22 protein-coding genes and 2 pseudogenes are annotated in these 23,205 nt (G+C 57.1%); 8 read left to right on the forward strand and 16 right to left on the reverse strand.

What is annotated here, in order from left to right; genetic code table 11:
• From EO133_RS08375 to EO133_RS08410, 8 genes are all read right to left on the reverse strand, one after another.
• Positions 1 to 686: TIGR02186 family protein (locus EO133_RS08375; RefSeq protein ID WP_127072206.1), on the reverse strand; the 686-nt coding region annotated here is incomplete at its 3' end.
• Positions 683 to 1,618 (reverse strand): sulfite exporter TauE/SafE family protein, encoded by a 936-nt coding sequence (locus tag EO133_RS08380; RefSeq protein WP_127072207.1) that lies wholly within the window; start codon positions 1,616 to 1,618, stop codon positions 683 to 685. The genes EO133_RS08375 and EO133_RS08380, both read right to left, overlap by 4 nt.
• Before the next feature lie 107 nt (positions 1,619 to 1,725).
• Complete coding sequence (locus EO133_RS08385) at positions 1,726 to 2,583, reverse strand: formylglycine-generating enzyme family protein (RefSeq protein ID WP_248297996.1); 858 nt, start codon at positions 2,581 to 2,583, stop codon at positions 1,726 to 1,728.
• Between the two features lie 95 nt (positions 2,584 to 2,678).
• The gene (locus EO133_RS08390; RefSeq protein WP_127072209.1) at positions 2,679 to 4,253 is read right to left on the reverse strand and encodes a sulfatase family protein; all 1,575 of its coding nucleotides are present in this window, start codon (positions 4,251 to 4,253) and stop codon (positions 2,679 to 2,681) included.
• An 86-nt stretch (positions 4,254 to 4,339) separates the two neighbouring features.
• Positions 4,340 to 5,305: an aliphatic sulfonate ABC transporter substrate-binding protein gene (locus EO133_RS08395; protein WP_371870945.1), complete on the reverse strand. Its 966-nt coding sequence runs from the start codon at positions 5,303 to 5,305 to the stop codon at positions 4,340 to 4,342.
• A 5-nt stretch (positions 5,306 to 5,310) separates the two neighbouring features.
• Positions 5,311 to 6,111 (reverse strand): ABC transporter ATP-binding protein, encoded by an 801-nt coding sequence (locus EO133_RS08400; protein ID WP_127072211.1) that lies wholly within the window; start codon positions 6,109 to 6,111, stop codon positions 5,311 to 5,313.
• Between the two features lie 2 nt (positions 6,112 to 6,113).
• A complete protein-coding gene (locus EO133_RS08405; RefSeq protein ID WP_127072212.1) occupies positions 6,114 to 6,902 on the reverse strand; it encodes an ABC transporter permease in 789 nt (262 codons plus the stop codon).
• Between the two features lie 4 nt (positions 6,903 to 6,906).
• Positions 6,907 to 8,019, reverse strand: a complete 1,113-nt coding sequence (locus EO133_RS08410) for an ROK family transcriptional regulator (protein ID WP_127072213.1) — start codon at positions 8,017 to 8,019, stop codon at positions 6,907 to 6,909.
• A gap of 465 nt (positions 8,020 to 8,484) precedes the next feature.
• Between EO133_RS08410 and EO133_RS08415 the strand changes: the two are divergent.
• Positions 8,485 to 8,615, forward strand: a pseudogene (locus tag EO133_RS08415) (IS256 family transposase); the annotation flags it as partial.
• Positions 8,616 to 9,054: 439 nt separating this feature from the next.
• Here EO133_RS08415 and EO133_RS08420 read toward each other — a convergent pair.
• Both EO133_RS08420 and EO133_RS08425 read right to left on the reverse strand, forming a co-directional pair.
• Positions 9,055 to 9,276: a hypothetical protein gene (locus tag EO133_RS08420; RefSeq protein ID WP_127072214.1), complete on the reverse strand. Its 222-nt coding sequence runs from the start codon at positions 9,274 to 9,276 to the stop codon at positions 9,055 to 9,057.
• A gap of 505 nt (positions 9,277 to 9,781) precedes the next feature.
• A complete protein-coding gene (locus EO133_RS08425; RefSeq protein WP_244640887.1) occupies positions 9,782 to 10,825 on the reverse strand; it encodes an alanine racemase in 1,044 nt (347 codons plus the stop codon).
• A gap of 162 nt (positions 10,826 to 10,987) precedes the next feature.
• Here EO133_RS08425 and EO133_RS08430 point away from each other — a divergent pair, with 162 nt between their 5' ends.
• The 6 genes from EO133_RS08430 to EO133_RS08455 are packed head-to-tail and all read left to right on the forward strand — an operon-like array spanning position 10,988 to position 15,189.
• Positions 10,988 to 11,827, forward strand: a complete 840-nt coding sequence (locus EO133_RS08430; RefSeq protein WP_127072215.1) for a transporter substrate-binding protein — start codon at positions 10,988 to 10,990, stop codon at positions 11,825 to 11,827.
• A 30-nt stretch (positions 11,828 to 11,857) separates the two neighbouring features.
• Positions 11,858 to 12,520, forward strand: a complete 663-nt coding sequence (locus EO133_RS08435; protein WP_127072216.1) for an amino acid ABC transporter permease — start codon at positions 11,858 to 11,860, stop codon at positions 12,518 to 12,520.
• Between the two features lie 11 nt (positions 12,521 to 12,531).
• Positions 12,532 to 13,191 (forward strand): amino acid ABC transporter permease, encoded by a 660-nt coding sequence (locus EO133_RS08440; protein ID WP_127072217.1) that lies wholly within the window; start codon positions 12,532 to 12,534, stop codon positions 13,189 to 13,191.
• Between the two features lie 11 nt (positions 13,192 to 13,202).
• On the forward strand, positions 13,203 to 13,964 hold the full coding sequence (locus EO133_RS08445) for an amino acid ABC transporter ATP-binding protein (RefSeq protein WP_127072218.1): 762 nt from the start codon (positions 13,203 to 13,205) through the stop codon (positions 13,962 to 13,964).
• A 16-nt stretch (positions 13,965 to 13,980) separates the two neighbouring features.
• Complete coding sequence (locus EO133_RS08450; protein WP_127072219.1) at positions 13,981 to 14,367, forward strand: RidA family protein; 387 nt, start codon at positions 13,981 to 13,983, stop codon at positions 14,365 to 14,367.
• 42 nt (positions 14,368 to 14,409) lie between these two features.
• A complete protein-coding gene (locus tag EO133_RS08455) occupies positions 14,410 to 15,189 on the forward strand; it encodes an IclR family transcriptional regulator (protein ID WP_127072220.1) in 780 nt (259 codons plus the stop codon).
• 224 nt (positions 15,190 to 15,413) lie between these two features.
• Here EO133_RS08455 and EO133_RS08460 read toward each other — a convergent pair whose 3' ends face one another.
• The 3 genes from EO133_RS08460 to EO133_RS08470 form a co-directional block, all read right to left on the reverse strand.
• Positions 15,414 to 16,190, reverse strand: coding sequence for a MauE/DoxX family redox-associated membrane protein (locus tag EO133_RS08460; protein WP_127072221.1), 777 nt, complete (start codon positions 16,188 to 16,190; stop codon positions 15,414 to 15,416).
• A 108-nt stretch (positions 16,191 to 16,298) separates the two neighbouring features.
• Positions 16,299 to 16,703, reverse strand: coding sequence for a CopM family metallochaperone (gene copM / locus EO133_RS08465; protein WP_127072222.1), 405 nt, complete (start codon positions 16,701 to 16,703; stop codon positions 16,299 to 16,301).
• 29 nt (positions 16,704 to 16,732) lie between these two features.
• Complete coding sequence (locus tag EO133_RS08470) at positions 16,733 to 16,930, reverse strand: heavy-metal-associated domain-containing protein (RefSeq protein ID WP_127072223.1); 198 nt, start codon at positions 16,928 to 16,930, stop codon at positions 16,733 to 16,735.
• A gap of 202 nt (positions 16,931 to 17,132) precedes the next feature.
• On the opposite strand from EO133_RS08470, the gene EO133_RS08475 reads away from it, so the two are divergent.
• Positions 17,133 to 18,395 carry a 2Fe-2S iron-sulfur cluster-binding protein gene (locus tag EO133_RS08475; protein WP_308788799.1) on the forward strand — a complete coding sequence of 421 codons (1,263 nt, stop codon included), beginning with the start codon at positions 17,133 to 17,135 and terminating at the stop codon, positions 18,393 to 18,395.
• A 181-nt stretch (positions 18,396 to 18,576) separates the two neighbouring features.
• Here the strand turns inward: EO133_RS08475 and EO133_RS08480 are convergent, their stop codons facing one another.
• The 3 genes and pseudogenes from EO133_RS08480 to EO133_RS20515 form a co-directional block, all read right to left on the reverse strand.
• Positions 18,577 to 20,400: an SLC13 family permease gene (locus tag EO133_RS08480; RefSeq protein WP_127072224.1), complete on the reverse strand. Its 1,824-nt coding sequence runs from the start codon at positions 20,398 to 20,400 to the stop codon at positions 18,577 to 18,579.
• Positions 20,401 to 20,492: 92 nt separating this feature from the next.
• Positions 20,493 to 22,328: an acetyl-CoA hydrolase/transferase C-terminal domain-containing protein gene (locus EO133_RS08485; protein ID WP_127072225.1), complete on the reverse strand. Its 1,836-nt coding sequence runs from the start codon at positions 22,326 to 22,328 to the stop codon at positions 20,493 to 20,495.
• 250 nt (positions 22,329 to 22,578) lie between these two features.
• Positions 22,579 to 22,851, reverse strand: a pseudogene (locus tag EO133_RS20515) (IS110 family transposase); the annotation flags it as partial.
• Positions 22,852 to 23,205 lie beyond the last annotated feature (354 nt).

Here is a 23,205-nt window from a genome sequence, read left to right on the forward strand (position 1 = left end):
AGAAATGGGTGGTTGCGCGCAGCGTTGGCCAGAAAGCGCTCGAACCCTTCGGTGCGCACAATAAAGCGGCTGGTGGCCTGGGCCGTGATCTCGCCGTTCTGAACGACAAGTGCATGGGCGACAAAGGTGCCGTTCGGTACCGCCGCAGGCAACACGACGCGGGCAGCAAATGTGGTGGGTGAAAGAAAGCTCACCCCGCGTGGATTATGGGTGAACAGGCCGGAATTTCTCATCAGACGCACCAGTTCGGGCGTGAACCGGCCGGCATTGCCTTGCTGCATGGCCTGATTGGCAATACCGGAAAGACTCATGCGTGGATCGGCAAGAATTTCGGGCTCGACAATCTCCTCGATCGGGCGGCTGGAGAGGACGGCGAAATAACCGGGTAGTCGCCGATACACTGCATAGGCGGTGTTGAGCATGATACCGAACTGGCGCTCCTGCACGCGCACAATGCGATCGGATGCTGGCCCACGCACCAGAACGATTACGTCCATAGGTGCGGCGGGATCTGCAATACCGCTGGGCTCGATGTTGCCAAACAGCGTCACGGCCTGGCCGGTGAAATTGGAATGTATCGTGACCAGTGGATCGGAATTGGCAAAGACCACGCCCTGAGCTGCGCCCTGCCCCGTGGCAAGCAGCAGGGTTGCCATCGCGATGAGAATTACCCGCAACAAACTCATAGCACTTCCCCAAAACCGATAATCGACATGGAGAATGGGTCGGCCGGGCTAAGCAGCAGCGTCAGGGCAAAGCGCGCGGCAACGCCAAGCACGATAATCGCGAGCAGTGCCCGCAACTGGTCACCGCGCAGATATTGGCCGGCAGAGGCACCAAACTGCGCCCCGGCAACGCTGCCGATCATCAGGCAGAAGGCCAACAAAATATCGACCGACTGGGTTTGTACGGCATGGAGCACGCAGGTGACGGCCATGACCGCAATAAGGTGCAGAAGCGAAGTGCCAACCACCACTGTGCCGGGCACACGCAGGATGTAAACGAGTGCCGGTACGAGGATGAAGCCCCCGCCGATGCCAAGCAAAGCGCCGATGATCCCGATGCAAAAGCCGATCCCCATGACGGGGATGATGGAAATATAGAGCTTTGATTTCTTGAACCGGGCCCGCAGGGGCAGAATCTGCACCCATGAATGCTGGCCGGGCAAATGGCGCGGCGCCGGTGGGCCTGCCTTGCGGGACTTGAGCAGCGAGCGGATCGATTCAGCCATCATCAGAATGCCGATAGCGCCCAGAAAGATCAGGTAGCCCAGCGAAATGAAAAGATCGAGTTGACCAAGACTGCGCAGGATGCCGAAAATCCAGACGCCGACAAAGGCACCGCAAATGCCCCCGGCCACAAGATACGCGCCGAGCTTGATATCGATCGCCCCGCGCCGCAGATATGACAATGCGCCCGAAGTCGATGAGGCAACGACTTGGCTTGTGACCGACGCAACAGCAACCGGTGCAGGAACACCGGAGAACAGCAGCAGCGGCGTCAAAAGGAAACCGCCGCCAACCCCGAACAGGCCGGATATAAAGCCGATGGCCGCGCCGATCCCGATAAGGAAAAACAGGTCGACCGACATTTCGGCTATGGGCAGGTAAATGGGCATGGGGCCAAGGCGTGCAAAGGGATTGATATGCCTGCAGCCCCATGACGGGACGGCAGATTAAAGCGGCAAACAATACCGCATTCGGAAAAACAAGCGTGGTCGTCGCATCAGGTCTCGCCGGTCGGTGGCAAGTCGTAAGCAACGCGGAACCCTGTGTTAGAGCCTGCGCTATCGGGCGACATCCCCATACGGGCCGCTATGCGATAACGATAACAATAGGAAATGTGACACAGGAACGAACCGCCCTTGAGCACCTTCTCGTTGTTCTGGAGGGCCTGACTGTTCCGGGCCTTGGCATGTTTGGCAACGGAGCGCACCCGAAACGCATCCCGGGTCCATTCCCAAACGTTGCCCGCCATATTGTACAACCCAAGCGCGTTGGGCTCATAGCTGCGCGCCGGGGCCGTGCGAAGGTAGCCGTCTTTTTGTGTATTGATGTCGGGAAATTGGCCCTGCCAGATGTTGCAAAAGATCGCCGCATCATCATCAGGCTCATCGTTTCCCCATGGGAAGCGGTTCCGAACAGCACCACCCCTTGCACCATGTTCCCATTCCGCCTCGGACGGTAGCCGACCCCCTGCCCAACGCGCAAATGCGTTGGCATCATTCCAGGAAACCTGAACGACCGGATGATCCATTCGATCCGCGATTGACGACGCAGGACCTTCCGGATGGCGCCAGCTTGCCTCTTCTATCCTGTGCCACCACGGCAGTTGCGCACCAACACGTGTTGCTGCTTGAAGGTGTTCCGCGTCGCCCAAAAAGACCGGCGACCAGCCGAAACGTTCTGCATCTGTAACAAAGCCAGTAGCCTCAACGAACTGAGCGAAGCGCGCATTGGTCACGGTTACTGCTTCAAGGCCAAAAGCAGAAAGAACGATGCCCCGTTCTGGCCCTTCGCCGTCAGCCGGGATCGCTGGCGAATTGGTGCCTACAAAACTCCGTCCGCCCGGCAGCCGTACGATGCTCTCACTCGACCCGCTTCCCGGATCAGGCTGCTCATTTGCGCGCCGAAGAGAATCTCCTTGCCCTCTTGAGGGCAAACAGCAGGTTTTGGACATCAGTCTACTGTTTCAAGCGCAGCTCGGCGCGCTTCTAGCGCACTGGCTGAGTCATGTTCTGGAATGTCGCCAATCTCTGCCATTTTTGTATCGAGCTTAGCGAGCATCTGGGCAAAGACATCAAAAAATCGCGGATCATCTGCAACGTTTTTCAACTCGTGCGGATCGTTTGCACAATCGAAGAGCTCCCATTCAGGTGGTTCGTCACCATCATGGGCGCCCGGTTGATCGAGAGCAGCATTGTACCAGTAGATAAGCTTGTAACGTGCGTCCCGGACGCCGTAATGCGCAAAGGCATTATGGAAATAATCCTTGTGCATCCAGTAACGATGATAGGCAACGTCCTGCCAGGTTTCATCGGTGGTTTGCTCAAGCAACGGCCGCAAGCTTGTTCCCTGCATATAGGTTGGGATCGACGTTTGCGCATAGTCGAGAAACGTAGGCGCGAAGTCGACATTTGTGGCAATGCGTTTCGAGACCGTTCCAGCTTCAATCGCGGCTGGATACCGAATGAGAAAGGGCATTTGTAGCGACTCCTCATACATGAAACGCTTGTCAAACCAACCGTGTTCACCAAGGAAGAATCCCTGATCGGATGTGTAGATCACGATCGTGTTTTCGGTCAGCTCGTTATCATCAAGGTAATCGAGCAACCGACCTACATTGTCATCGATGCCAGCGATGGTGCGCAAATATCGTTTGATATAGCGCTGGTACTTAAACATGTGCAGCTGACGTCGATCTTCGAATGTAAAGACTTCCCCTGTGTCGCGATCAATCAGGCGCAATTGGGTAACATCGTCCGGATCTGGAACCTTTCGGTCAATGGCCCCGTGTTCATTGCGCTGTTCTGGTCCACACTCACTCCCACCTTCAGGCTGCACCAACCCCAGGTCTTCATAGGTCATGTCCTGACGCACCCTCATGCGCGCTGCCTCGGCAGCCAAAGCACGATCCGAGTAATCGTCGTCATAGGTTGGAGGAACAGGTAAATCTTCGTTGGTAAAAAGCTCACGATAGCGTGGATGAGGCGCAAATGGGCGATGAGGTGCCTTGTGGTGGCACATAAGGAAAAACGGACGATCGCGATCGCGGTTATCGAGGAATTCTACACTTTGGTCGGTAATAATGTCGGTTGCATAGCCCGCCACACTTTTTGGCCCGTTCCGATCAATCATTATTGGATCAAAATAGTCGCCTTGACCTGGCAAAACACACCAATGTTCAAATCCGGTGGGTTGATGTGCGCTACCCTCACCCAGATGCCATTTCCCAAACATTGCTGTCTCGTACCCCGACGCGCGCAGATGTTTGGCCACATGAGGCAACCGATTGTCCATGTGCGTGGCCAGTGTGGTCACGCAGTTCACATGGTTATATGTGCCAGTCAGAATAGAGGCCCTGCTTGGGGTGCAAATGGAATTTGTCACATAACAGTGGTCAAGCCGCATGCCCTCGTTGGCAAGACGATCAATATTTGGCGTCGCGTTAAGACCCGATCCGTAACATGAAATCGCGTTCGCCGCATGATCGTCGGACATGATGAAAATGATATTGGGACGGGCAGTTGTCATAATGTCGACTTGCACTTTCTGAAAACACAGTGAGATCGGTCCGATGCGGAGCACGCATGGCCCCGCATCGGCGTGACCGGCCAGTCTTACTCGATATAAAAGTCGCCGAGATAAAACTCACTTGCGGGCACAGGATCTTCGATGCGCCCAAACTCTACATAAAGGTTCGCCAGTGTATCGAGCCAGCCGGCAACTGTTCCGTCGGCAGTTAGTTCTTCAAGCTCCTGGCTCGTCGGCAAATAGGCCTGAACCGCTTCTACTGCCAAAGGCTCCGCGGGCACGCCAAGGAAGTCGGCCGTTATCTGTACCGCTTCATTGGTGTTGGCCAAGCGGAAGTCCAGCGCCTCCTTGATTACGGCATTAACTTTCCGGATTGTTTCTTCATCATCGGCCCGCGCATCGCTTACGATAAATGAACTGGGAAACGCGATTTCTGGAAAGAAATCTTCATTGGCTGCCAGTTCGCCAAGTTCCGGCACGCGCTGGCGAATTGTCTCGACGAATGGATACCAGATGCCAGCTGCATCGACCTGGCCGGACGACATGGCAGCAACAATAGTGCTCGGGTCCATAAAGACGGGCTCAATATCATCAAGAGTCATGCCGGCTTCCTCTAGCGCCAGGCGCAAAAGCATGTCGCCCGATGTCCCTTCCGGGACCGCGACTCGGCGACCCCGAAGGTCTTCAATGGACTCGATGCCGGGTTGTGCAATAACGCGATCTGTATAACCAAGGGCATTGATCGCGATCACCTTGGCCTGGCCCGAGGCCGGCAACCAAAGAGCGCCAGGGCCGATATAGGCGAAATCAAGCGAGCCGGCGCCAAGGGCCTGAACCTGGATAGGCCCGTTTGTGAAAACATTCAGCGTCGCATCGAGGCCATGCTTTGACCAGAGGTCAAGCTCGGACGCTATCGCGACCATCGATGTGCCAAAGTAATCCGCGATGTAGCCCATGCGGATTTGGGTTGTATCCTGAGCCATAGCTGGCAGCGCGACAGCCGAGCTGAGTGCCACCCCAGCCATAATCTTCATCAATGTACGTTTCTTCATCATATTCACTCCTCCAGAGCTGGTTGTTGCTGGCCCGAGCGCGTGTAAACCGCGTGCCAGACCTTGTTGCGGATTTCCGCAAATTGTGGGGAAAGACGAAGCTCGTCGTTCCTGGGATAAGGGAGATTGACGTCGATAATTTCCTGCAGCCGACCGGGGCGTGCTGCCATGACAATCACACGGTTGGCCAGATAGACCGCTTCATCGACGTCATGGGTGATGAACATGACGGTACGCCGCTCTTTGGACCAGGTCTCCAAGAGCTGGTCCTGCATTCTAACTCGCGTCAAAGCGTCGAGAGCGCCAAAGGGCTCATCCATCAAAAGGACTTTGGGGTTGACGGCATAGGCACGTGCAATGGCGCAGCGCTGCTTCATACCACCCGACAGCATCTTCGGAAGGGCGTTGGCAAAATCAGTCAGCCCGACAAGTGCAATGTAATGATCGGCAATCTTGCGGCGCTCGGACTTTTCCTTGCCTTGAAGCTTGAGACCAAACTCCACGTTCTCGCGAACTGTGAGCCAGGGGAACAGAGCATATTGCTGGAATATAACGCCGCGATCGGGTCCCGGGCCCGTTACGATGTCACCATCAACGCGGCATTCACCTGCCGACACGCCCAAGAGCCCGGCAACGATGTTGAGCGCCGTGGATTTGCCGCAGCCGGATGGACCGACAACGGTTACAAACTCGCCATCGAAAATATCGAGGTTCAAGTGGTCGAGTGCGACGAAAGCAGAAGGACCATCCCCAAATACGCGACGGACGTTCTTGAACGCAATCTTGGTGTTGGGAGTGCCGGTCATCGTCATACTCTTTCCTGCCAAATTGTCAGTCTCTGTTCGGCCAGAACGACCAGGCGATCCATAATGAGACCCAGCACACCAATAGTGATCAAGGACACAAAGATGACCGGGAGATCGTAGTAGAGCTGGCCCTGCTGCATCCGGAAGCCAAGTCCGGATTGTGCGGCGATCAATTCGGCAGCAACAACGGTGGCCCAAGCAGAGCCAAGCCCAATTCGAAAGCCAACCAATATGAATGGTGTCGATGCTGGCACGACCACCTTGGTGAATATCACCCAGTCCTTTGCACCCAGAACCCTGGCGGCATTGATGAATGTTTTATCGACGCTCACAACACCCTGATAAGTGGCGACGACAGCGGAAAGAAATGCAGCAAGGAAGATGACAAAAATCTTGGGTGTTTCATCGATCCCCATTGTAACAATCGCAAGCGGAATGATGGCAAGTGGCGGTATGACACGGAAAAACTGGATCCATGGATCAATCAAACCACGCGCCACCCTATACCAGCCCATAAGAAAGCCGACGGGAACAGCAATGATCGATCCCAACAGGAAACCCGCAAGCACGCGGCCGATAGAAGCGCGTATATCTATCCAGAGCTGACCTGTCCCGATTGAACGCCCAAAGCGTTCGAGCACCTCGATCGGCCCAGGCAAGGGCGTGGCATTGGACGCTGACGCCAGCCACCAAAGTGAAATTCCCACGACAAAGGACAGTACACCAAGGCCGATACTTTTGAGATCGAACCTTAGCGCCATTGCCGATGACGCTGATTGCTCAGAGGCCATTCTTTTATCCTTCAAAAACGAACTTTTCGAGCCCGACGCACGCCGCACCAAGCGCGCCGGCGTCCGGTTGCAAGGTTGCGCGCGCGACTCTTACGCCCCGGAACTGCGGCATAAGCCGCTTAGGCAAATCAGCATTGAGAGCGTCGAGTAGCGCTGCAGGGGCTTCGCCTAAATGCCCACCAAGCAGGATCAGGTCAGGACCGAGCAGCGTTACGGTTGTGGAAAGTGCTTCCAGAAAGCGCGCGTAGGCAGGTTCCCAAACATCTGGTGAATCCATTGCGGCTGCAATCAGACCCGTGCTGGGCACTTGGCTAAGCGACATGGCCCTTAAGAGCGCTGCCTCGGAGAAAACCGTTTCGACACACCCCCTGCCGCCGCACTGGCAGGGTTGCCCATCAGGATCAATAACAATGTGGCCGATTTCTACTGGCCCGGGATGGACAAGTTCGCCATGGCGTGCGTGCACAAGTCCGGCACCAAGCCCTGCCCGCAAATACAGATGCAAAACAGTGCCGTAGCCGCGTCCCGCGCCATAAAACGCCTCTGCCAAGGCCATCGCGGTGGCATTGTGTTCAAGAACAACCGGCAGATCGAGCAACTGTTCAAGTTGATCTGCAAAGGGGATGTCATGCAGCCACTGCGTGAACTTTGAGCTGACATTGGACCGACCGGCACGGTCCACTTTGCCCGGAACGCCTACTCCCATGCCTTTGATTGCCTGCCGAGGTAGACCGCTCTTATCGATCAGCGCATTTATGGCTTTCGCGGTCTTGGCAATAATTTCATCGACGCCAACCGCATCGAAATCGAAAGTAAAGCTCTTGCGCGCGACCACGTTCAGCATCATGTCTGCGAGCACGACACCGACGCGCCCGGCACCAACATTCGCTCCAACGACATAGCAGGAAGACGGCCTGAGGTTAATCAACGTCCCCGGCCGCCCCAAACCAGACGACGAACTGCTATCGGCCTCTGCGATCAGACCGCGTTCGAGTTGCGAGCTTGCGATTTTCGTAAGTGCCGGTGCCGATACTCCGATCGCACGCGCAAGGTCAGCACGCGACATTGCTCCGTTGTCACGAAGCAGAGCCAGCAGTTGCCCGCCATTCTTGCGCACGAGTGTCCTCCCCGGCGTTTCAGTTGCCGTTCATTAATTAACTTGATTAATTAATTGAACATCGAGTGTCAATCGGATTCTGGTCAGTGCTGCGTGAAACAACGCAGCGGTGCTACCTTCTTCCTTGAAGTCAGCCCACTGCGCCGCGAGATCTCGGTGACGGTAAGTGTATTTTTCTCTGGCTTGGAACATTTTCACAAGATGACCCATCCAACGGCTTGTCCCTGCCTCTGGATTGCCGAGCCCTATTTCCCTGAGCCGGATGGCTTCCTCAACCTCTGGTTCCACGGCTACCTGCTGATCTGTCCTGAGGGCAATCCACTCATCCACACCATCGAGCACGAGCAAGATCACGATGCTATTGCCGAACTGGACGGTGTCTCACCGCAGCATCTCGCCCATGGGTATGAGGCGGAACAAGAATCGCAAAGATCCGACAACGCTTCGGGAGCACACTACTTGCTCATCGTGCGTCTCGCGGGCGCGTTGCTGCTCGAAACGAACGATGGTGGGCTGTCCAGCGCGCCCGCTATATGACACTTGAGACCATGAGCCAGATGAGCGATGATCCCCTCATCAGCCTGCCGCCCCTGGCAGGCTGGGAAATGCTTGGCGGCCCAAACCGGCCTACACCACGCGAGGGGGCACCATCCCATGGCGGCCAATATTGCAACGCGCGGTTCGCCATGTGGCCGGCGTTTTGGACGCTTTGAGTATGATGAGAGGGTCCCATTGTGGTTTCTGTCAGCAATGTAGGGCAGATTGTAAATGGCAACGCAACGTCCGTCGACCAGGCTTTCCTCAAGGCCTTTTTGCCCTCTATATCGCAATATGCGTCGGAATGTGAGTGGCTGTAACAGTGGCATCCACCGCCCATACTATCCGTGTCGTCCCTTAGAGCAAGTCAGGAAAAGTGAGAACCGGTTTTCCGTTAAGACTTGCGAGGAAACAGAGGGTTAGATCGGTTCAGCGATTCAAAGAAGAACTGAACCGATCTAGAAATCGGGGAGATCAAGGTGCTCGGGCGCCAGAGCTTCACACATATGGTTCCTGCCGTGAGATCGCCGGAGGTTCCGATCCACGCGCTGCCTGGCGGGGTGGAACGACTTGTGACAATTGCGTGCGATATTGTTTCATCGCCTTGGTCAAACGCGCTGGCAACAGCGCCCGATCGATACCGGTGCGGTGCTCCTCCCCTGCCCGCAGCATTTGCCGGACGAGGGCAAAGTCTACCGATTGCGTGTCGGATTTGGGCATCGGAAAGCCCGGGATTTGTTGAGAATCTGCGATAACGCCCCTGGCAAGCGGTCGCATTCGCTAGAGAAGGTGCGGAAACGGCTTTGACGCACCCGGTGGCATGTCGAATTACTCTGCCATTATCGGCAAAACGGACCTACGAGGCCCTGTGACCTCGGCGTTAACGCTCTGCGCTGTTCCGGTGTCACGATTGACAGTGCAACTTTGTTCTACTTCTTCAAATGCGAAATCAAATCGCATTTGCGCCGGGATATGCGGGCGCCCTGACATGATGAACCGCTGGGCTGAGTCGCGTATGTATGTCTGAGTTCGCGGTATAGCCGACCTGGCGGAATTTTGATCGATAAGGTCCCACATTGGGCTGGATCGAGGTAAATTGGTTTGGGCAGGTATGGGGCCGAAAGCTGTCTGTCGGGTTTTGCAGAGAACCCTTATAAGCTGCCTTTCTGCGGTCTTGTGCATCAAGCGCGCCAAACCTGACGACGCATTGCACCACATCCAGAAGTTATCGTATTTGCTGTTTAGCCGCGACTGGCATCAACTCGATCCTGCCATCCGCGTGGCGCAGATAAGCCTCACCTATTAGGTTTACCACGACGCACACATGGTTGGGGACAATCGTTATGCGTTCGCCGATCCGGGGATCCCACTGAGAAGCTGAAATATCAAGGATGCCATGCTCTTCCGACAACGCAACGATCTGGGCATCGGGTGCTTCCCGGATCAGTCCGAACCCCTCGAGCCCGAGCGTATCGGAACTCAACGCTTTCGATCCCGCATCGATTATCGCCCGACCTGGAGCGGGACGTGAGACCACCGTTGCGACAACGACCGCAGCACAGTCGGAAACCGAGCAGGCACCGCGCGCGATCAACGAGCGGTCGTTGAAAATGTAAGTGCCGGCGCGATGCTCGGTAGCGCTTGAGAAGGCACCCAGCTCGTCAAGATTTGGCGTACCCCCTGTCGAAACGACCGGCACCGGCAGACCCACTTCACCCAACTGATCAACCGCCGCCCGCAGCCAGCCATCGACCCGATCGGCGCCAACCATTGGGGGATAAGTCATCAGCCCGCCAAAGGTCAAACCGGGAAGGTCGGCAATTGCCGCCGCTAAAGCGGCCGCCTCTTGCGGGGTCCGCACCCCGCAGCGCCCCGCACCTGTGTCACATTCGACAAGCACCGTCAGCGGCATGCTCGCCTGGGCGAACCGTTGCGACAGTCCTTCGGCGACGGAGAGACTATCGCAGGTCACAGAGAGGCGGCATCGCTTGGCCAACGCGACCAGACGCTTCAGCTTCTCCTCGCCAACAATATTGTAGGTAATCAGGATATCGCCAATTCCGGCATCGGCCATGATTTCGGCCTCCCCGATCTTCTGACAGGTGATACCGATCGCACCGGCTTTGCATTGCAAGTGGGCGAAGTAAGGCATCTTGTGCGTCTTGACATGAGGACGCGTAGCCAACCCCGCTTTCTCTGCCAGCACCTGGAAACGCGCGATGTTTCGCTCGGCAACGCCAACATCGATCATCAGGCACGGAGTGTCCATGCGGGAACCTCTCTACACAGGCAAATCTCGGCGCGCAGAAAAATGCACCTATTGACTCGCCTAATACAACACGCTTACGCTTGATCCGCAACAACAGACTTCATTCCGCTATAACGGATTTATTGATTGCAGGGGAATGTCCCGTTTCAAAGGAGAGATGAGATGACAATTTTCAAACTGGCGACGCTCACCGCCGTCCTGGCGGCTTCGCTCAGCGCACCGGCCCAGGCCCAGACCTCGGACAAACTTCAAGAAGTACTTGAGCGCGGCTATCTGGTGTTTGGCACCGGCTCGACCAACCCACCCTGGCACTTTGTCGACGAGCAAAACGAACTCGTTGGCTTTGACGTCGATATGGGACGACTTGTCGCCAAAGCGCTGTTTGGCGATACCGAAGCGATTGAATTTGTGCAGCAGTCGGGCGATGCCCGCATCCCGAACCTGGCAACGGACCGGGTCGATCTGACATGCCAGTTCATGACCGTCACCGCCGAGCGCGCCCAACAGGTTGAGTTCACGGTCCCCTATTACCGCGAAGGCGTAGGCCTTTTGCTCATGGCCAACGGGCAATATGCTGATTATGCAGCGCTGCAGGAGGCTGGCTCGGATATCACTGTGGCGGTGCTCCAGAACGTCTATGCAGAAGAGATGGTTCACGCCGCCCTGCCTGAGGCGAGTGTGGATCAGTATGACAGCGTCGATCTGATGTATCAGGCGCTCAACTCAAACCGAGCACAGGCGGCCGCGACCGACCAGTCCGCTCTGCGTTGGCTCATGGTTCAAAATCCCGACCGCTATGTCGACGCAGGCTATGGCTGGAACCCGCAGACCTATTCGTGTGCCGTCCAGCCCGGCGATCAGCGTTGGCTGAACTTCGTCAACACCGTTCTGCGTGAAGGCATGACCGGGGTCGAGTTCCCATTCTACGCGGAAAGCTTCAAGCAGTGGTTCGGTGCCGAGCTTGAGTCGCCGCAGATCGGGTTTCCCGTAGAATTCAAATAACCGCAATCGGACCATTCCGGGGGTAGGATCGTGAACTACAACTTCAACTTCAACGTCGTCTGGCGCGATTGGGATTTACTCGCATCGGGATTGGCCCTTGGCCTTTTCCTGGCGGTCGTCTCCATCGCCATCGGCTGCGTGTTGGGTTTGATCTCTGCCTTCGGAATGGTCTCTCGGCACCGGCCTTTGCGCTGGCTCGCACTTGGATATGTTTCAGCCATACGAAACACACCCATTCTGGTGCTGATCCTCTTTACCTATTTTGCCCTGCCCCAGCTCGGGTTTGCGCTCGACAAGATCCAGTCCTTTATCTTCACGCTAGCGATTTATGCCGGGGCCTATCTGGCTGAAGTGTTCAGAGGCGGGTTGCTTGCCATCCCCAAGGGTCTGCGCGAGGGCGGGCTTTCGATCGGGCTCACTGAAACCCAGATCAAGGCTTACATCATCGTGCCGGTCATGATGCGCAACGTTCTGCCATCGCTCTCGAACAATTTCATTTCCCTGTTCAAGGACACATCGCTGGCCGCAGCGATTGCGGTGCCCGAACTGACCTTTTACGCCCGCAAGATCAACGTCGAGACGTTCCGGGTGATCGAGACCTGGATGGTGACCTCGCTCATCTACGTGTTCACCTGCTACCTGATTGCCAATCTCCTCCGCCGTCTTGAAACCAGAATCGCGCTTCCGCGCTGAGGGTAACGACCATGAATTTCACGCAAATGCTGACAAGCATCTGGAATGCACGGATGAGCCTTCTCGCAGGGCTTGAAAACACCCTGCTGATATCGCTGACCGCGATTGCCCTTGGCTCGATCCTCGGAATCGGTGTTGGCCTGGTCCTGACCTATGGCGGGATGATCTCACGCTTCTTTGTGCGAATTTACACCGATTTTCTGCGCGGTACGCCGGTCTTTGTGCTGATCCTCGCGGCTTATTACATGCTTTCGGTTTTCGGCTGGAATCTTTCCGCCTTTCAGGCAGGCGTGCTTGCACTCACCCTGTTCTGCTCCTCCCATGTGGGCGAAATCGTGCGTGGCGCGCTGAACGCCATCCCCCGAGGTCAGACCGAGGCGGCCAAATCGATCGGGTTGACCTTCAGCCAGACCTTTTTGTCGGTGTTACTGCCCCAGGCGCTCCGCCAGATGTTGCCCACCTGGGTCAACACGGCAACCGAAATCGTCAAGGCCTCCACCTTGCTCTCGATCATCGGCGTCACCGAGCTGCTCCTTGCCACACAGCAGATCATCTCGCGCACCTATCTCAGCCTCGAACTCTATCTGTTCGTCGGCGTAATCTACTTCGTTCTCAACTTCCTGATCGAGCAGGCCGGACGGGCCCTCGAGCGTCGCGTAGCAATTCCGTGAAAGGACCGGCAATGTCCCCTGTTCTTAAAATTTCCGGCCTCCACAAGAGCTTTGGCGATCTCGAAGTGCTCAAGGGCATCGACCTCGACATGGAAAAGGGCGACGTCGTCTCCCTGATCGGCTCGTCCGGATCAGGAAAAACGACGTTACTGCGATGCGTCAACATGCTTGAGGACTTCGAGGGTGGCACAATCGAGATCAGTGGCAAGCAGATCGGCTACCTCACCGAAAATGGCCAACGCCGCCGCCTGCCCGAACGCGAGATTGCCCGCCAGCGCGCCATGACTGGCATGGCTTTCCAGCAGTTCAATCTGTTCCCTCACATGACCGCGCTCAAAAACGTAACCCTTGGTCTCATCAAGACCAAGAAGTTCAGTAGGGACGAAGCCATATCCATTGCCGAGACCTGGCTCGAGCGCGTCGGCATGCGAGAGCGCAAGGACCACTATCCCGGTCAATTGTCAGGCGGCCAGCAACAACGCGTTGCCATTGCCCGCGCCATCGCGATGAACCCCGAGCTTATGCTGTTCGATGAAGTGACCTCCGCGCTCGATCCTGAGCTGGTCAAGGAGGTGCTTGCCGTAGTGCGCGACCTCGCCTCTGACGGCATGACCATGCTGCTGGTCACCCACGAAATGCGGTTTGCCCGCGATGTCTCCACCAAAGTGGTCTTCATGCATCACGGACGCATCCATGAACAAGGCCCGCCCGAACAGATATTCGGCGCGCCCCAGTCAGATCGACTTGTCGCCTTTCTGGCCGACTCAGACTAATTCCAGGAGATTATTTATGACGATTACCCGACATGGCGTAGGCCAGGCCAAAGGCAATGGACAAAAGGCACTCCCCTTTGCCAAGGCGACTGAAGCCGACGGATGGCTTTATGTTTCGGGCCAGACTCCCATGCGCGATGGCGAGGTCGTCGGCCGTGGCATAGTCGAGCAATCGGAAATCGCAATCGAGAACATGCTCAAGATCGCGGCTGATGCCGGGTACGGTCCGGAGGACATCGTACGCGTCGGTGTATGGCTTGACGATCCGCGCGATTTCTGGAGCTTTAACGGGGTGTTCGAGCGCTATTTCGGAGAGCATCCCCCTGCCCGAGCCTGCGTGCAATCCGCGATGGTTGTGGACTGCAAGGTAGAGGTTGACTGTATCGCCTATCGGCGCAAGTAAAGACGAGGGGTCCGAAAAGTCCCCGGCCATAAGGAGGGGTTCGTGAAGGACGAAACTGGGCGGCAGAGAGCACGCGGCATCGATCGCGCGTTCGACATTCTCGATTATCTGCGCGCGGCCCGTGTCCCCCAACGCCCGGCGGAAATCGCCTTGGCACTAGGCGCACCCAAATCCACGATCTACGATCTGATTTCGGTACTTTCCGAACATGGCATGATCGAACCGGTTGGGCCGGATGGACAGGTCTACCTCGGAAGGCGACTGTATTTTCTCGGCATCGCCTACCAGGAGCAGGCCGACATGATCCAGGCGGCAACGCGTGTGCTGGACGCTGTCACTGAACGCACCAAGGAAACGTCACAGTTCTGCATGCTCGACGGTGAAAAATACACCGTCGCCAAGCTGCGTGAAGGTAGCCGCCCATTTCGGATCAGCGCCAATGTCGGGGAGAGGACACCGATTCCCTGGACGGCGTCGGGACGTCTGCTTCTTGGCCATATGAGTGATACCGAGATCATCGATCTGATCCCGCCCGATGATTTCATTCTGCCGGACGGCAGCACCCTTTCACCGCAAAGCTTCATTGCGGAAATACGCAAGGCGTCCAGCGAGGGATTTTTCTCTTTCGACAGCATTGTCGATACCTTCACCCATTGCTTCGCCGCCCCAGTCACCGATCATCGCGGCGTGTGCGTGGCAACAGTCTGCATCGTAGCCCCGAAAGAAGACGCACAGAGCAATTATGAAGAGTATCGCCGCGTCCTGATCGAAGCTGGAAGCAAACTCAGCGACACGCCGCTTCCCAGGGCGCTGTCAGGTTGAGGGGCCCTTGTCAAAGTCGAACGCGACGATCTGACATGTTAATACTTGCCAGTGCCCCCAAATGGCCGGGTCGGGGGCTCGTTGCTGCCTGGCAAGTTGGGGCCGGTACCTGACGGTCCGGTTTTGGCGAAGAAACGGAGAAAGCCGACATTCTGCAGCAGACACTATTCAAGGTCCCACGTGAAGATCTATTGCTTCTTGAAAGCTGCCGGTTCCGCTGCGGGTCAGTGCGTGCCGACAACAATCAGGGGCTTGGCGAGCATCCAGACCGCCATCAGGATCATCATCAGGTTTTCGGTCAGCGAGACGAAGCCCAGCGGCACGTTGCTGTCCCCACCGACGCAGGCGCATTTGAGTTCGCGCTTGTCGATATAGACCGCCTTGAATACCGAAACAGCACCTAAAGTGCCGATAAATAGCGCAAGAGGCACCGAGAGCCACATCAGGGCGCCAGCCAGCATCAGAAGTCCGGCCAGCGTTTCCGCATAGGGGTAGATGTAACCATAAGGCACCCATTTGCGGGCCAGAAGGTCATAGTTGAGAAACATGGTCGAGAAGCTCTCGATATCGCGCAGCTTTTGCAGCCCCAGCAATACCATTGCTGACGCGATGAACCATTCGGCGGCACGGATCGGGTCTATGGTCCCCAGCGCAGCCCATGAAACCGAGAGCCCAATCAGCAGCGCAACCGAGAAAATGGCGATGACAGGGCGATAGGTCGTATCACCCTTGCGCAGCACCCTTTTGCCGAAGTGCTCACGCAATTCATCATAGCCACCAACCCGTTCGCCCTCGATAAAGGCCTGCGGCGTGGTGTCGACACCGTGCTTGGCCTTGAAAGCGTCGGTCTGCTCCCGAGTTGTCAGATGGTGGTCAACCACCGTGTATCCTCGCTGCTCAAGCAGCCATTTGGACTTGGTCCCGTAAGGACAGATATGCTCGGGCATTACCATTCTGAAAAGTTCGGCAGATTTGTGCGATGTTCGAGCGTTGCTGCTCATTGGCCATCTCCTGATACGATGCAGATCGACAGCCGCTCATGGAAAACCAAAAGCGGCTGCCGGCGTTGCGCGTCGAAAGTGTGGATTGGGCTCGGCCCTCTTTGCCGATCAATAGCCGCGTTCTGCGAGCCAGTCGCGCATCATCGTGATTTCCGCTTCCTGTGCGGCAATGACCTCCTCGGCCAGCGCGCGAACGTCCGGATCGCTGCCATACTCAAGAACGACGTTGGCCATGTCGATGGCGCCCTGATGGTGCGGGATCATGCCGCGCATGAAATCAACATCCGCATCGCCGGTGAATTCAATCGCCATGTCCGCATGCATCCGGTCGTTGGCCTCCTGATAGGCACGAATCACCGGATCGTCCGACAGTCCTGACGACATATGGGCTGCATGAGGGTCATGACCGGCGTGAGCATCGTGTCCTGCATCGCCTGTTTGGGCCTGAGCGAACGAAAGACCAGCGGCTACGATGAAAGCAGCGCCTATAAAAGTCGGGGTGAGCTTTTTCATGATTTTCTCCAGAAATCCAATAACGTAGATCAGGTTGCAGAAGTCACCGGATATCCGGCCTGCTCCAGACTGGCCGCAAACAGGCTGCTCGGCAGATCCGATAAGATCTCGACATTTCGTGTGCCGGGATCGGCTGTCACTTTCGCCGAAGGATCGACCGACTGGATTACTTTTGTGACGCTACCGGCACAGCCGTCGCACGTCATGTTTGCGATCCGCAATTGCATGAGAACCTCCTGTGTTGCGAACTCATGCACCGTTTCTAGGGCTTCCTGTCGCTGGAAGGTCAAGCGCAAGAAAATCCTGCACAGCTTGTTGACCTTCCCATGGCTGGAAACCCTACCGTCGTTCACGAATGGAAAATTCTGAACGGAGATGGGCAAGGAATGCATGGCTCCGTCGTCACACCCCTTAAGAAGGCAGAATCTCATGTTGACCATTTACACTTTCTCGTCCGAGTGCCCGGATTTCCGGGCACTCACCCAATGGCTTGCCTGGCAAGGCGTGGCCTACAACGAGCACGATCTGTCTGACCCAATGGTTATGAAACAGGTCCAGGCGCAGTATGGCGACCAGATTGCGCCAATAACGGTCAACGGTGAATGGTTCACGTCCGGCCCCTTCGAAGGTCAGAAACCGGACATCGAAGTCAGGCTTGGACAGGTCGGTTGCAGTGAGCCAATTGCCAGCGCACCAATGCAAAGCCCGTTGGTTCATTTGCCCCAAGCCGGACAGATCATCGAACTGGAACCCGGCCAGACGATCCTTGCGGGGGCTTTGGCAAAGGGTGTCCCCTTTCCGCACTGTTGCCGTTCCGGGCAATGTGGCCAATGCAAGTCGCGCCTGATCGAAGGTAAGGTTTTGCTTCTCGATCACACCGAATTTGCACTTTCGAGGGAAGAGAAGGCCGACGGGCAGATTCTGGCCTGCTGCGCGGTACCGCAAGGACCGGTAAGCGTGGAATGGCTTGATAAGCCCGATCATCCCAACCGAAAACTGCAATGCCGCGTTTCGGCCATCGAGGCGCTGACCCACGATATCGTTCGCATCCGGCTCGACCTCGGTGGCCAGCCTTTCAGTTTTTCTGCCGGCCAGCATGCCCGGATCTCGTTGGGTGGCCTTCCTGCACGCGACTATTCAATGGCCAACTGCCCTGATCAGAACGAACTTGAGTTCCATATTCGCCATGTTCCCGATGGCAAGACATCCAGTTTCATTCATTCGAAGTTGAACCCGGATGACTCTCTGACGCTCGAAGGTCCCTTCGGGACTTCCCATTTGCGCCAGGATCATTCCGGTCCGATCCTTGCGGTTGCCGGGGGCTCGGGACTTGCGCCCATCCACTCGATCGTGTCCACCGCCCTGGAATTGGGCATGGAGCAACCGATCCATGTATATTTCGGTGCGCGCGCTGAGCGTGACCTCTACATGCTGGATCGGTTCCAGTTGCTGACCGATAGGCACCCAAACCTCAGGTTTATGCCCGTTCTGTCAGAACAACCATCGGAGCACTTTCGCACCGGCATCGTCAGTGCCGCGATTGCCGAGGACCTGGATCGTCTCCAAGATTGGAAAGCCTATGTTTCCGGCCCCCCACCAATGGTCAAGGCAACGATGCTTGTGCTAGCTGCCGCCGGTCTGGAGTCACGCAATCTTCACGCCGATGTTTTCTCCACACCGGTGGAACGCTGACTACCGAGGGTGTAGCCTTGGCATAGTGCTCAGCTCTGCCCATGATCCCGGCATGCTGATCCCAGGGCCTATAAGGAGCCGATACCGAACTGACCGGTATAGGCGAGGAATTGGGTAAAACTGACGCTTGGCATCCGACCCCATCTTGGACGCTCCACATGTTGCAGCTGCGTTGATACCCTCAGAACGGCAAAATAATGGGCACCATCACCACGCACACACACAGCGCGATCAAGGCCAGCGGCGTGCCAATCTTGACGAAGTCGATAAAACGATAGCGCCCCGGCCCCACCACCAGCGTGTTGACCGGCGAGGACACCGGGGTCATGAACGCCGCCGATGCAGCCAACGCAACCGTCATCGCAAACGGATACGGCGAAGCGCCCAGCGCGTCGGCGACCCCAAGCGCCACCGGCGCCATAAGAACCGCGGTTGCGGTGTTGGAGACAAACAGTCCAAGCCCTGCGGTCACGACAAATATGCTCGCAAGGATCAGATGCGGGCCAGCCGCCCCGGCGGTATCGAGCAGCGCCTGGGCCGCGATGTCCACGCCCCCGGTGCGCTGTAGGGCAATCGAGAAGGGCAGCATGCCGACAATCAGCACCAGCGATTGCCAATGGATGGCCCGATAGGCGCTCTTGAAATCCACACAGCCGAACAGCCCCATCATCAGGCATGCGATCAGCGCGGCGGTGAGATTGGGCACGATACCCGTCACCATCATTACGATCATCAGCGCAAGCGCCGCAAGGGCAAAGGGCGCGCGGTCAGGCGCGGGCAACACCTCCGTACTTTCGCGCGGAAGATCCAGCACGATCAGATGGTTGAAATCGCCCTGAAGGCGCGTTACTGCCTTCCAGGGACCAACCACCAGCAATGTATCGCCCAGTGCCAGCTCGACATGGCCAAGACTGTCAGATATCGCATCCCGGCCGCGTTTGACCCCGATCACCGAAAGATCGTGATGCGTGCGAAACTGGCTTTCCACCAGCGACTTGCCGATCAGATCGGACCCGGCGGGCACCATGACCTCGGCCATGCCGATCTCCTGAGCATAGTCGGTGTAATAAGCGCCCGAAAGCGGCAGGTCGCGCAGCCCGAAGCGCCTCACGATGTCCCCGACATCGCCTTGGGGACCGAAATAATCGATCAGCAAAATGTCGCCCGATGCCAGTCGCTTATCGGCCCGTGGCTGGACAAGCTGGCGCCCCAAGCGCTGGCGGCGCTCAATGGCCAGAATCGTCAGCCCTTCGCTCGAGCGTAGGTCAAGTTCACCAAGGCTTTGCCCGATCATTGGCGATCCGGGCCGGATTTGCAGCCGATGTTCGCGCCCCGCCAGCGCGTACTGATCGATCCATGTGGAAAATTGCGGCCCGTTGGGCACATCGGCGGCTTTCTCTGATGTCAGGAACCGTCGGGCAAACAGCATGTACACAACGGCAAGCACCAGCATGGGAATGCCGAACGCTGTAAAGCTGAAAAATCCAAACCCCTCGAAACCACGTCGCTCGAGTTCACCGTGCACCACCAGATTGGGCGCGGTCGCCACCAACGTCATCATGCCCGAAATCAGCGCGGCGATGGAGAGCGGCATCATCAGCCGACCCGGATTGGTCCCGCTGCGCGCCGCAATCCGCAAGACTATGGGGATGAAGATCGCAACAACCCCGGTCGAACTCATTACCGACCCGACTCCTGCCACGATGATCATCAGCAGCACGATCATCCGCGCTTCGCTTTGCCCGGCAGTGGCCGCCAGCCAGTCGCCCATCCGCTGGGCAACCCCGGTGCGGACCAGCCCTTCCCCAATCACGAACAATGCTGCGATCAGAATGATATTGGGATCGGCAAACCCGGTCAGCGTCTCTTCGATGCTCACGATGCCGCTTAAAGGCAGGATGACGATCACCAGCAGCGCCACCCCATCCATGCGCGGGCGCCCGACGATGAACATCACGATTGCCGCACCGAGCAGCATCAGGACAAAACCGAGATCGGAATTCATGGAAAGGTATGCTTGCCCGTTGAGAAAACCCGGTTCGTGTTTTCACCCCAAACGTCCGCCAGTTCAATACCGTGCGGTCAGGTAGGCGTCATTCAGCCCTGTTCGCTCTTGCGCAAAGCCCCTTTCAGGGCCAGTGCGGTCACGCGCGTCTTGATATCTTTTGGCGCTACCAGATCCATGCGCTCCAGTGCCTCTTTCTCGCGGGCGGCGGGCTGGCCATTCATTCCGGCGAGCACCAGCTTGAAAAGCGCGGAGCGATGCGCGCTGGCGATCCGCAATTCGCCAAGCGGGGGGATCAGATATTGCTCGATGTCGGTGAAATCGGTACTGAACGGATAGTCCGGCAACCTGACTTGCCGATGAGGCGCAAGCCAACGTTCAAGCACTTCAGGCGTGTTGTTGCGGGCAGTATCGGGCAGTCGATAGTATTCGGACAGCTTGCCGGCCTTTTTCGCTTCGGCTTCCAGATCGCTTTGAAACCGGCTGTCGGCGATTTCCAGAAGCGCGGCAATCGTGTCCGCATCGCTTTTGCCGCGCAGATCGGCAATGCCGTATTCGGTCACCACGATATCGCGCATGTGGCGCGGGATCGTGACGTGTCCGTATGACCAGACGATGTTGGATTGCACGTTCCCCTTGCTTTCGCGGGTGGCCGAAAGCGTGATGATTGCACGGCCGTCTTCAAGCGCGAACGCCTGCTCGACGAAATTGAACTGTCCACCCACTCCGCTGACCACCTGCCCGTCGTCGGTGCCGTCGGAAACCGCCGCACCCAGCAGCGTCACCATCATGGCCGCATTGACGAAGCGTGCATCGCGCCGCGCAACTCGCTTTGCCTGTTCATCGCCATAAAGCGCATTGGTGAAGGAAACCGGCACCATTGCAATCCGTGCGCGTTCGCTCTCCGGAAGGGCGTTGAGCCGCTCATAAAAAGCACGGCTGTCGAGAAAGAACCCCGCATGGATGGCCGCACCGTCCACCTCGCGCTTGACAATGCCATTTTCGAACAGCGCCAGCAGGCCATCGACCAGCATCTCGGTGACCCCATACAGCCCGGTTTGGAACTGGTCGGCTTCCGAAAAACTGTCGCTGCGCGGGAATGGACAATCGTCCCAGATCGGGGCGATTGTCTCGCGCTCGCGCAAGAGCAGCGCATGGGCCACCGCATCCCCGATCTCTCCGATTCCGATCTGCAAGGTCCCGCCATCCTTGATCAGCCGCGAGACATGTAGCCCGATTGCGTGTTCGGGCAGGCCCACCGGGCGCTTGACCACCGAAAACAGATCATGGCTTGGGACGGAGTCGAGCACAACAGCGCATTCAGCCGGATCGACCTCGCCGGTCCCGGCCATGAACGGCAGGTCAGGGTGAACCTGCGCGATCAGTTTGAATTCGGTTTTGCCTTCCCCGCGCAACCTGATCAGGTCCGCTGTAATATCGGTGTTGCACGAGAGACTCAGTCGATCATCCTGTCCAGCAACAAGATGCAGGATCACATTGGGCTCGTGGGACAGTAGAAGGTCGAGCGCATGGGTGTAGTTGGCCGAAACATAGCTGTGCTGCATGGCGGGAACCCTAAGCCAGTTCGCGGCCTGCAGGAAAAATTCGGTGACCCGGATATTGTCGGGCAGCTTGCCCTCGTGCATCAGCCGCGCATACTCGATCTGCGGGTATTTGCCAAACAATCGGTCCAGTGCGGGACCAAGGAAACGCTCTTCCATATCCGAGGAAGGTTTGGGCCGCTCAAGCGTCAGCGCGGCAAAAATGTGCAGACGGATCGATGAGTCGTTAGAAGCGCGTTCGACCAGCGCATTGACAAGTTCGACCGGCTTGCCCAGCCCAAGCGGCATTGCCACACGCAAATCGCGTCCTACGTGCTGGAGAATCCAGTCAACGACTGCATCCTGCGACGAAAGCCGTTCAGTCATTTCTTCTGCTCGCTGTTAGGCGCTGCTGACACGAATGTCCTTTCCCGGTTCTTTGGGCCTGCCTCAATGTCCAACGTGACCGGGGTTGATTTTGTTGCGAAAAAATGCGCCGCTCAGCGGGACAGGCGACGCCACATGCCACCAAGAATGCCATAGCCCGCTAGACACAACGCCAGGAACAAAAGCGCAAGAGAAGGCGGCTTAGTTTGGATCGCTGCGCTGGTCCAGTCCCAGGGGCTCACTCCAATACCGCATCGTATTTCTGTCGCTTGAGATACGGCTTCAGATATTGCGCTGGCAGCAGCCGCACGTCGTGACCTCGAACAGTGAGTTCCCTCGCCCAATAGTGTGACGTGCTGCAGGCTTCGATCCCCACCAAGCACCGCGAAAGCTTCTCGAAAAACGCCAACACGCGGCCACAGGTCACTTTCCGGCGAACCACCACCTAACCCGCGGCATCCACACCATGCACCTGAAACACTGACTTTGCGATATCTAGACCAATCGTCGTAACATTGCCCATCATAGCTCTCCTCAGCTCTAGCCCTGCGATTATACCGCAAGAGGAAGGAGCGCCGTCCATCGCATCAATTCCGGACTGACCAGTTTCAGCGAGGAATTGCAAAAAACGGACATTCATAGTCAATCGGGAGGCGTCCGCATCTGGGTCGGCCACCAATACTTATCCCGATGCAAAGCGTCGTCCCGGGAGTGCACTCTTCCAGTTCACCGATGCACCTGGTGGAGTGCGCGGATATCGCCTCTAACCCCGGTGAAGCGTCCCGTTTTTGAAATGGGTCTGCCTGCGCCCAAGGCCATTGTCAGCGCGGCCGTCTTGCAGGAAGATGCGCCACATGATCGATAGCATATTCTATGA

Origin of the sequence: Pelagibacterium lentulum (assembly GCF_003992625.1) — a bacterium.
Taxonomy (GTDB): Bacteria; Pseudomonadota; Alphaproteobacteria; order Rhizobiales; family Devosiaceae; genus Pelagibacterium; species Pelagibacterium lentulum.

Excerpts from the sequence above, each read along its gene's own strand:
- EO133_RS08380 (WP_127072207.1), bottom strand. The coding sequence starts at position 1,618 with ATGCCCATTTACCTGCCCATAGCCGAAATGTCGGTCGACCTGTTTTTC.
- EO133_RS08390 (WP_127072209.1), bottom strand. The coding sequence starts at position 4,253 with ATGACAACTGCCCGTCCCAATATCATTTTCATCATGTCCGACGATCAT.
- EO133_RS08395 (WP_371870945.1), bottom strand. The coding sequence starts at position 5,305 with ATGAAGAAACGTACATTGATGAAGATTATGGCTGGGGTGGCACTCAGC.
- EO133_RS08400 (WP_127072211.1), bottom strand. The coding sequence starts at position 6,111 with ATGACCGGCACTCCCAACACCAAGATTGCGTTCAAGAACGTCCGTCGC.
- EO133_RS08405 (WP_127072212.1), bottom strand. The coding sequence starts at position 6,902 with ATGGCCTCTGAGCAATCAGCGTCATCGGCAATGGCGCTAAGGTTCGAT.
- EO133_RS08420 (WP_127072214.1), bottom strand. The coding sequence starts at position 9,276 with ATGCCCAAATCCGACACGCAATCGGTAGACTTTGCCCTCGTCCGGCAA.
- EO133_RS08425 (WP_244640887.1), bottom strand. The coding sequence starts at position 10,825 with ATGGACACTCCGTGCCTGATGATCGATGTTGGCGTTGCCGAGCGAAAC.
- EO133_RS08430 (WP_127072215.1), top strand. The coding sequence starts at position 10,988 with ATGACAATTTTCAAACTGGCGACGCTCACCGCCGTCCTGGCGGCTTCG.
- EO133_RS08440 (WP_127072217.1), top strand. The coding sequence starts at position 12,532 with ATGAATTTCACGCAAATGCTGACAAGCATCTGGAATGCACGGATGAGC.
- EO133_RS08445 (WP_127072218.1), top strand. The coding sequence starts at position 13,203 with ATGTCCCCTGTTCTTAAAATTTCCGGCCTCCACAAGAGCTTTGGCGAT.
- EO133_RS08450 (WP_127072219.1), top strand. The coding sequence starts at position 13,981 with ATGACGATTACCCGACATGGCGTAGGCCAGGCCAAAGGCAATGGACAA.
- EO133_RS08460 (WP_127072221.1), bottom strand. The coding sequence starts at position 16,190 with ATGAGCAGCAACGCTCGAACATCGCACAAATCTGCCGAACTTTTCAGA.
- copM (WP_127072222.1), bottom strand. The coding sequence starts at position 16,703 with ATGAAAAAGCTCACCCCGACTTTTATAGGCGCTGCTTTCATCGTAGCC.
- EO133_RS08470 (WP_127072223.1), bottom strand. The coding sequence starts at position 16,930 with ATGCAATTGCGGATCGCAAACATGACGTGCGACGGCTGTGCCGGTAGC.
- EO133_RS08475 (WP_308788799.1), top strand. The coding sequence starts at position 17,133 with ATGTTGACCATTTACACTTTCTCGTCCGAGTGCCCGGATTTCCGGGCA.
- EO133_RS08480 (WP_127072224.1), bottom strand. The coding sequence starts at position 20,400 with ATGAATTCCGATCTCGGTTTTGTCCTGATGCTGCTCGGTGCGGCAATC.
- EO133_RS08485 (WP_127072225.1), bottom strand. The coding sequence starts at position 22,328 with ATGACTGAACGGCTTTCGTCGCAGGATGCAGTCGTTGACTGGATTCTC.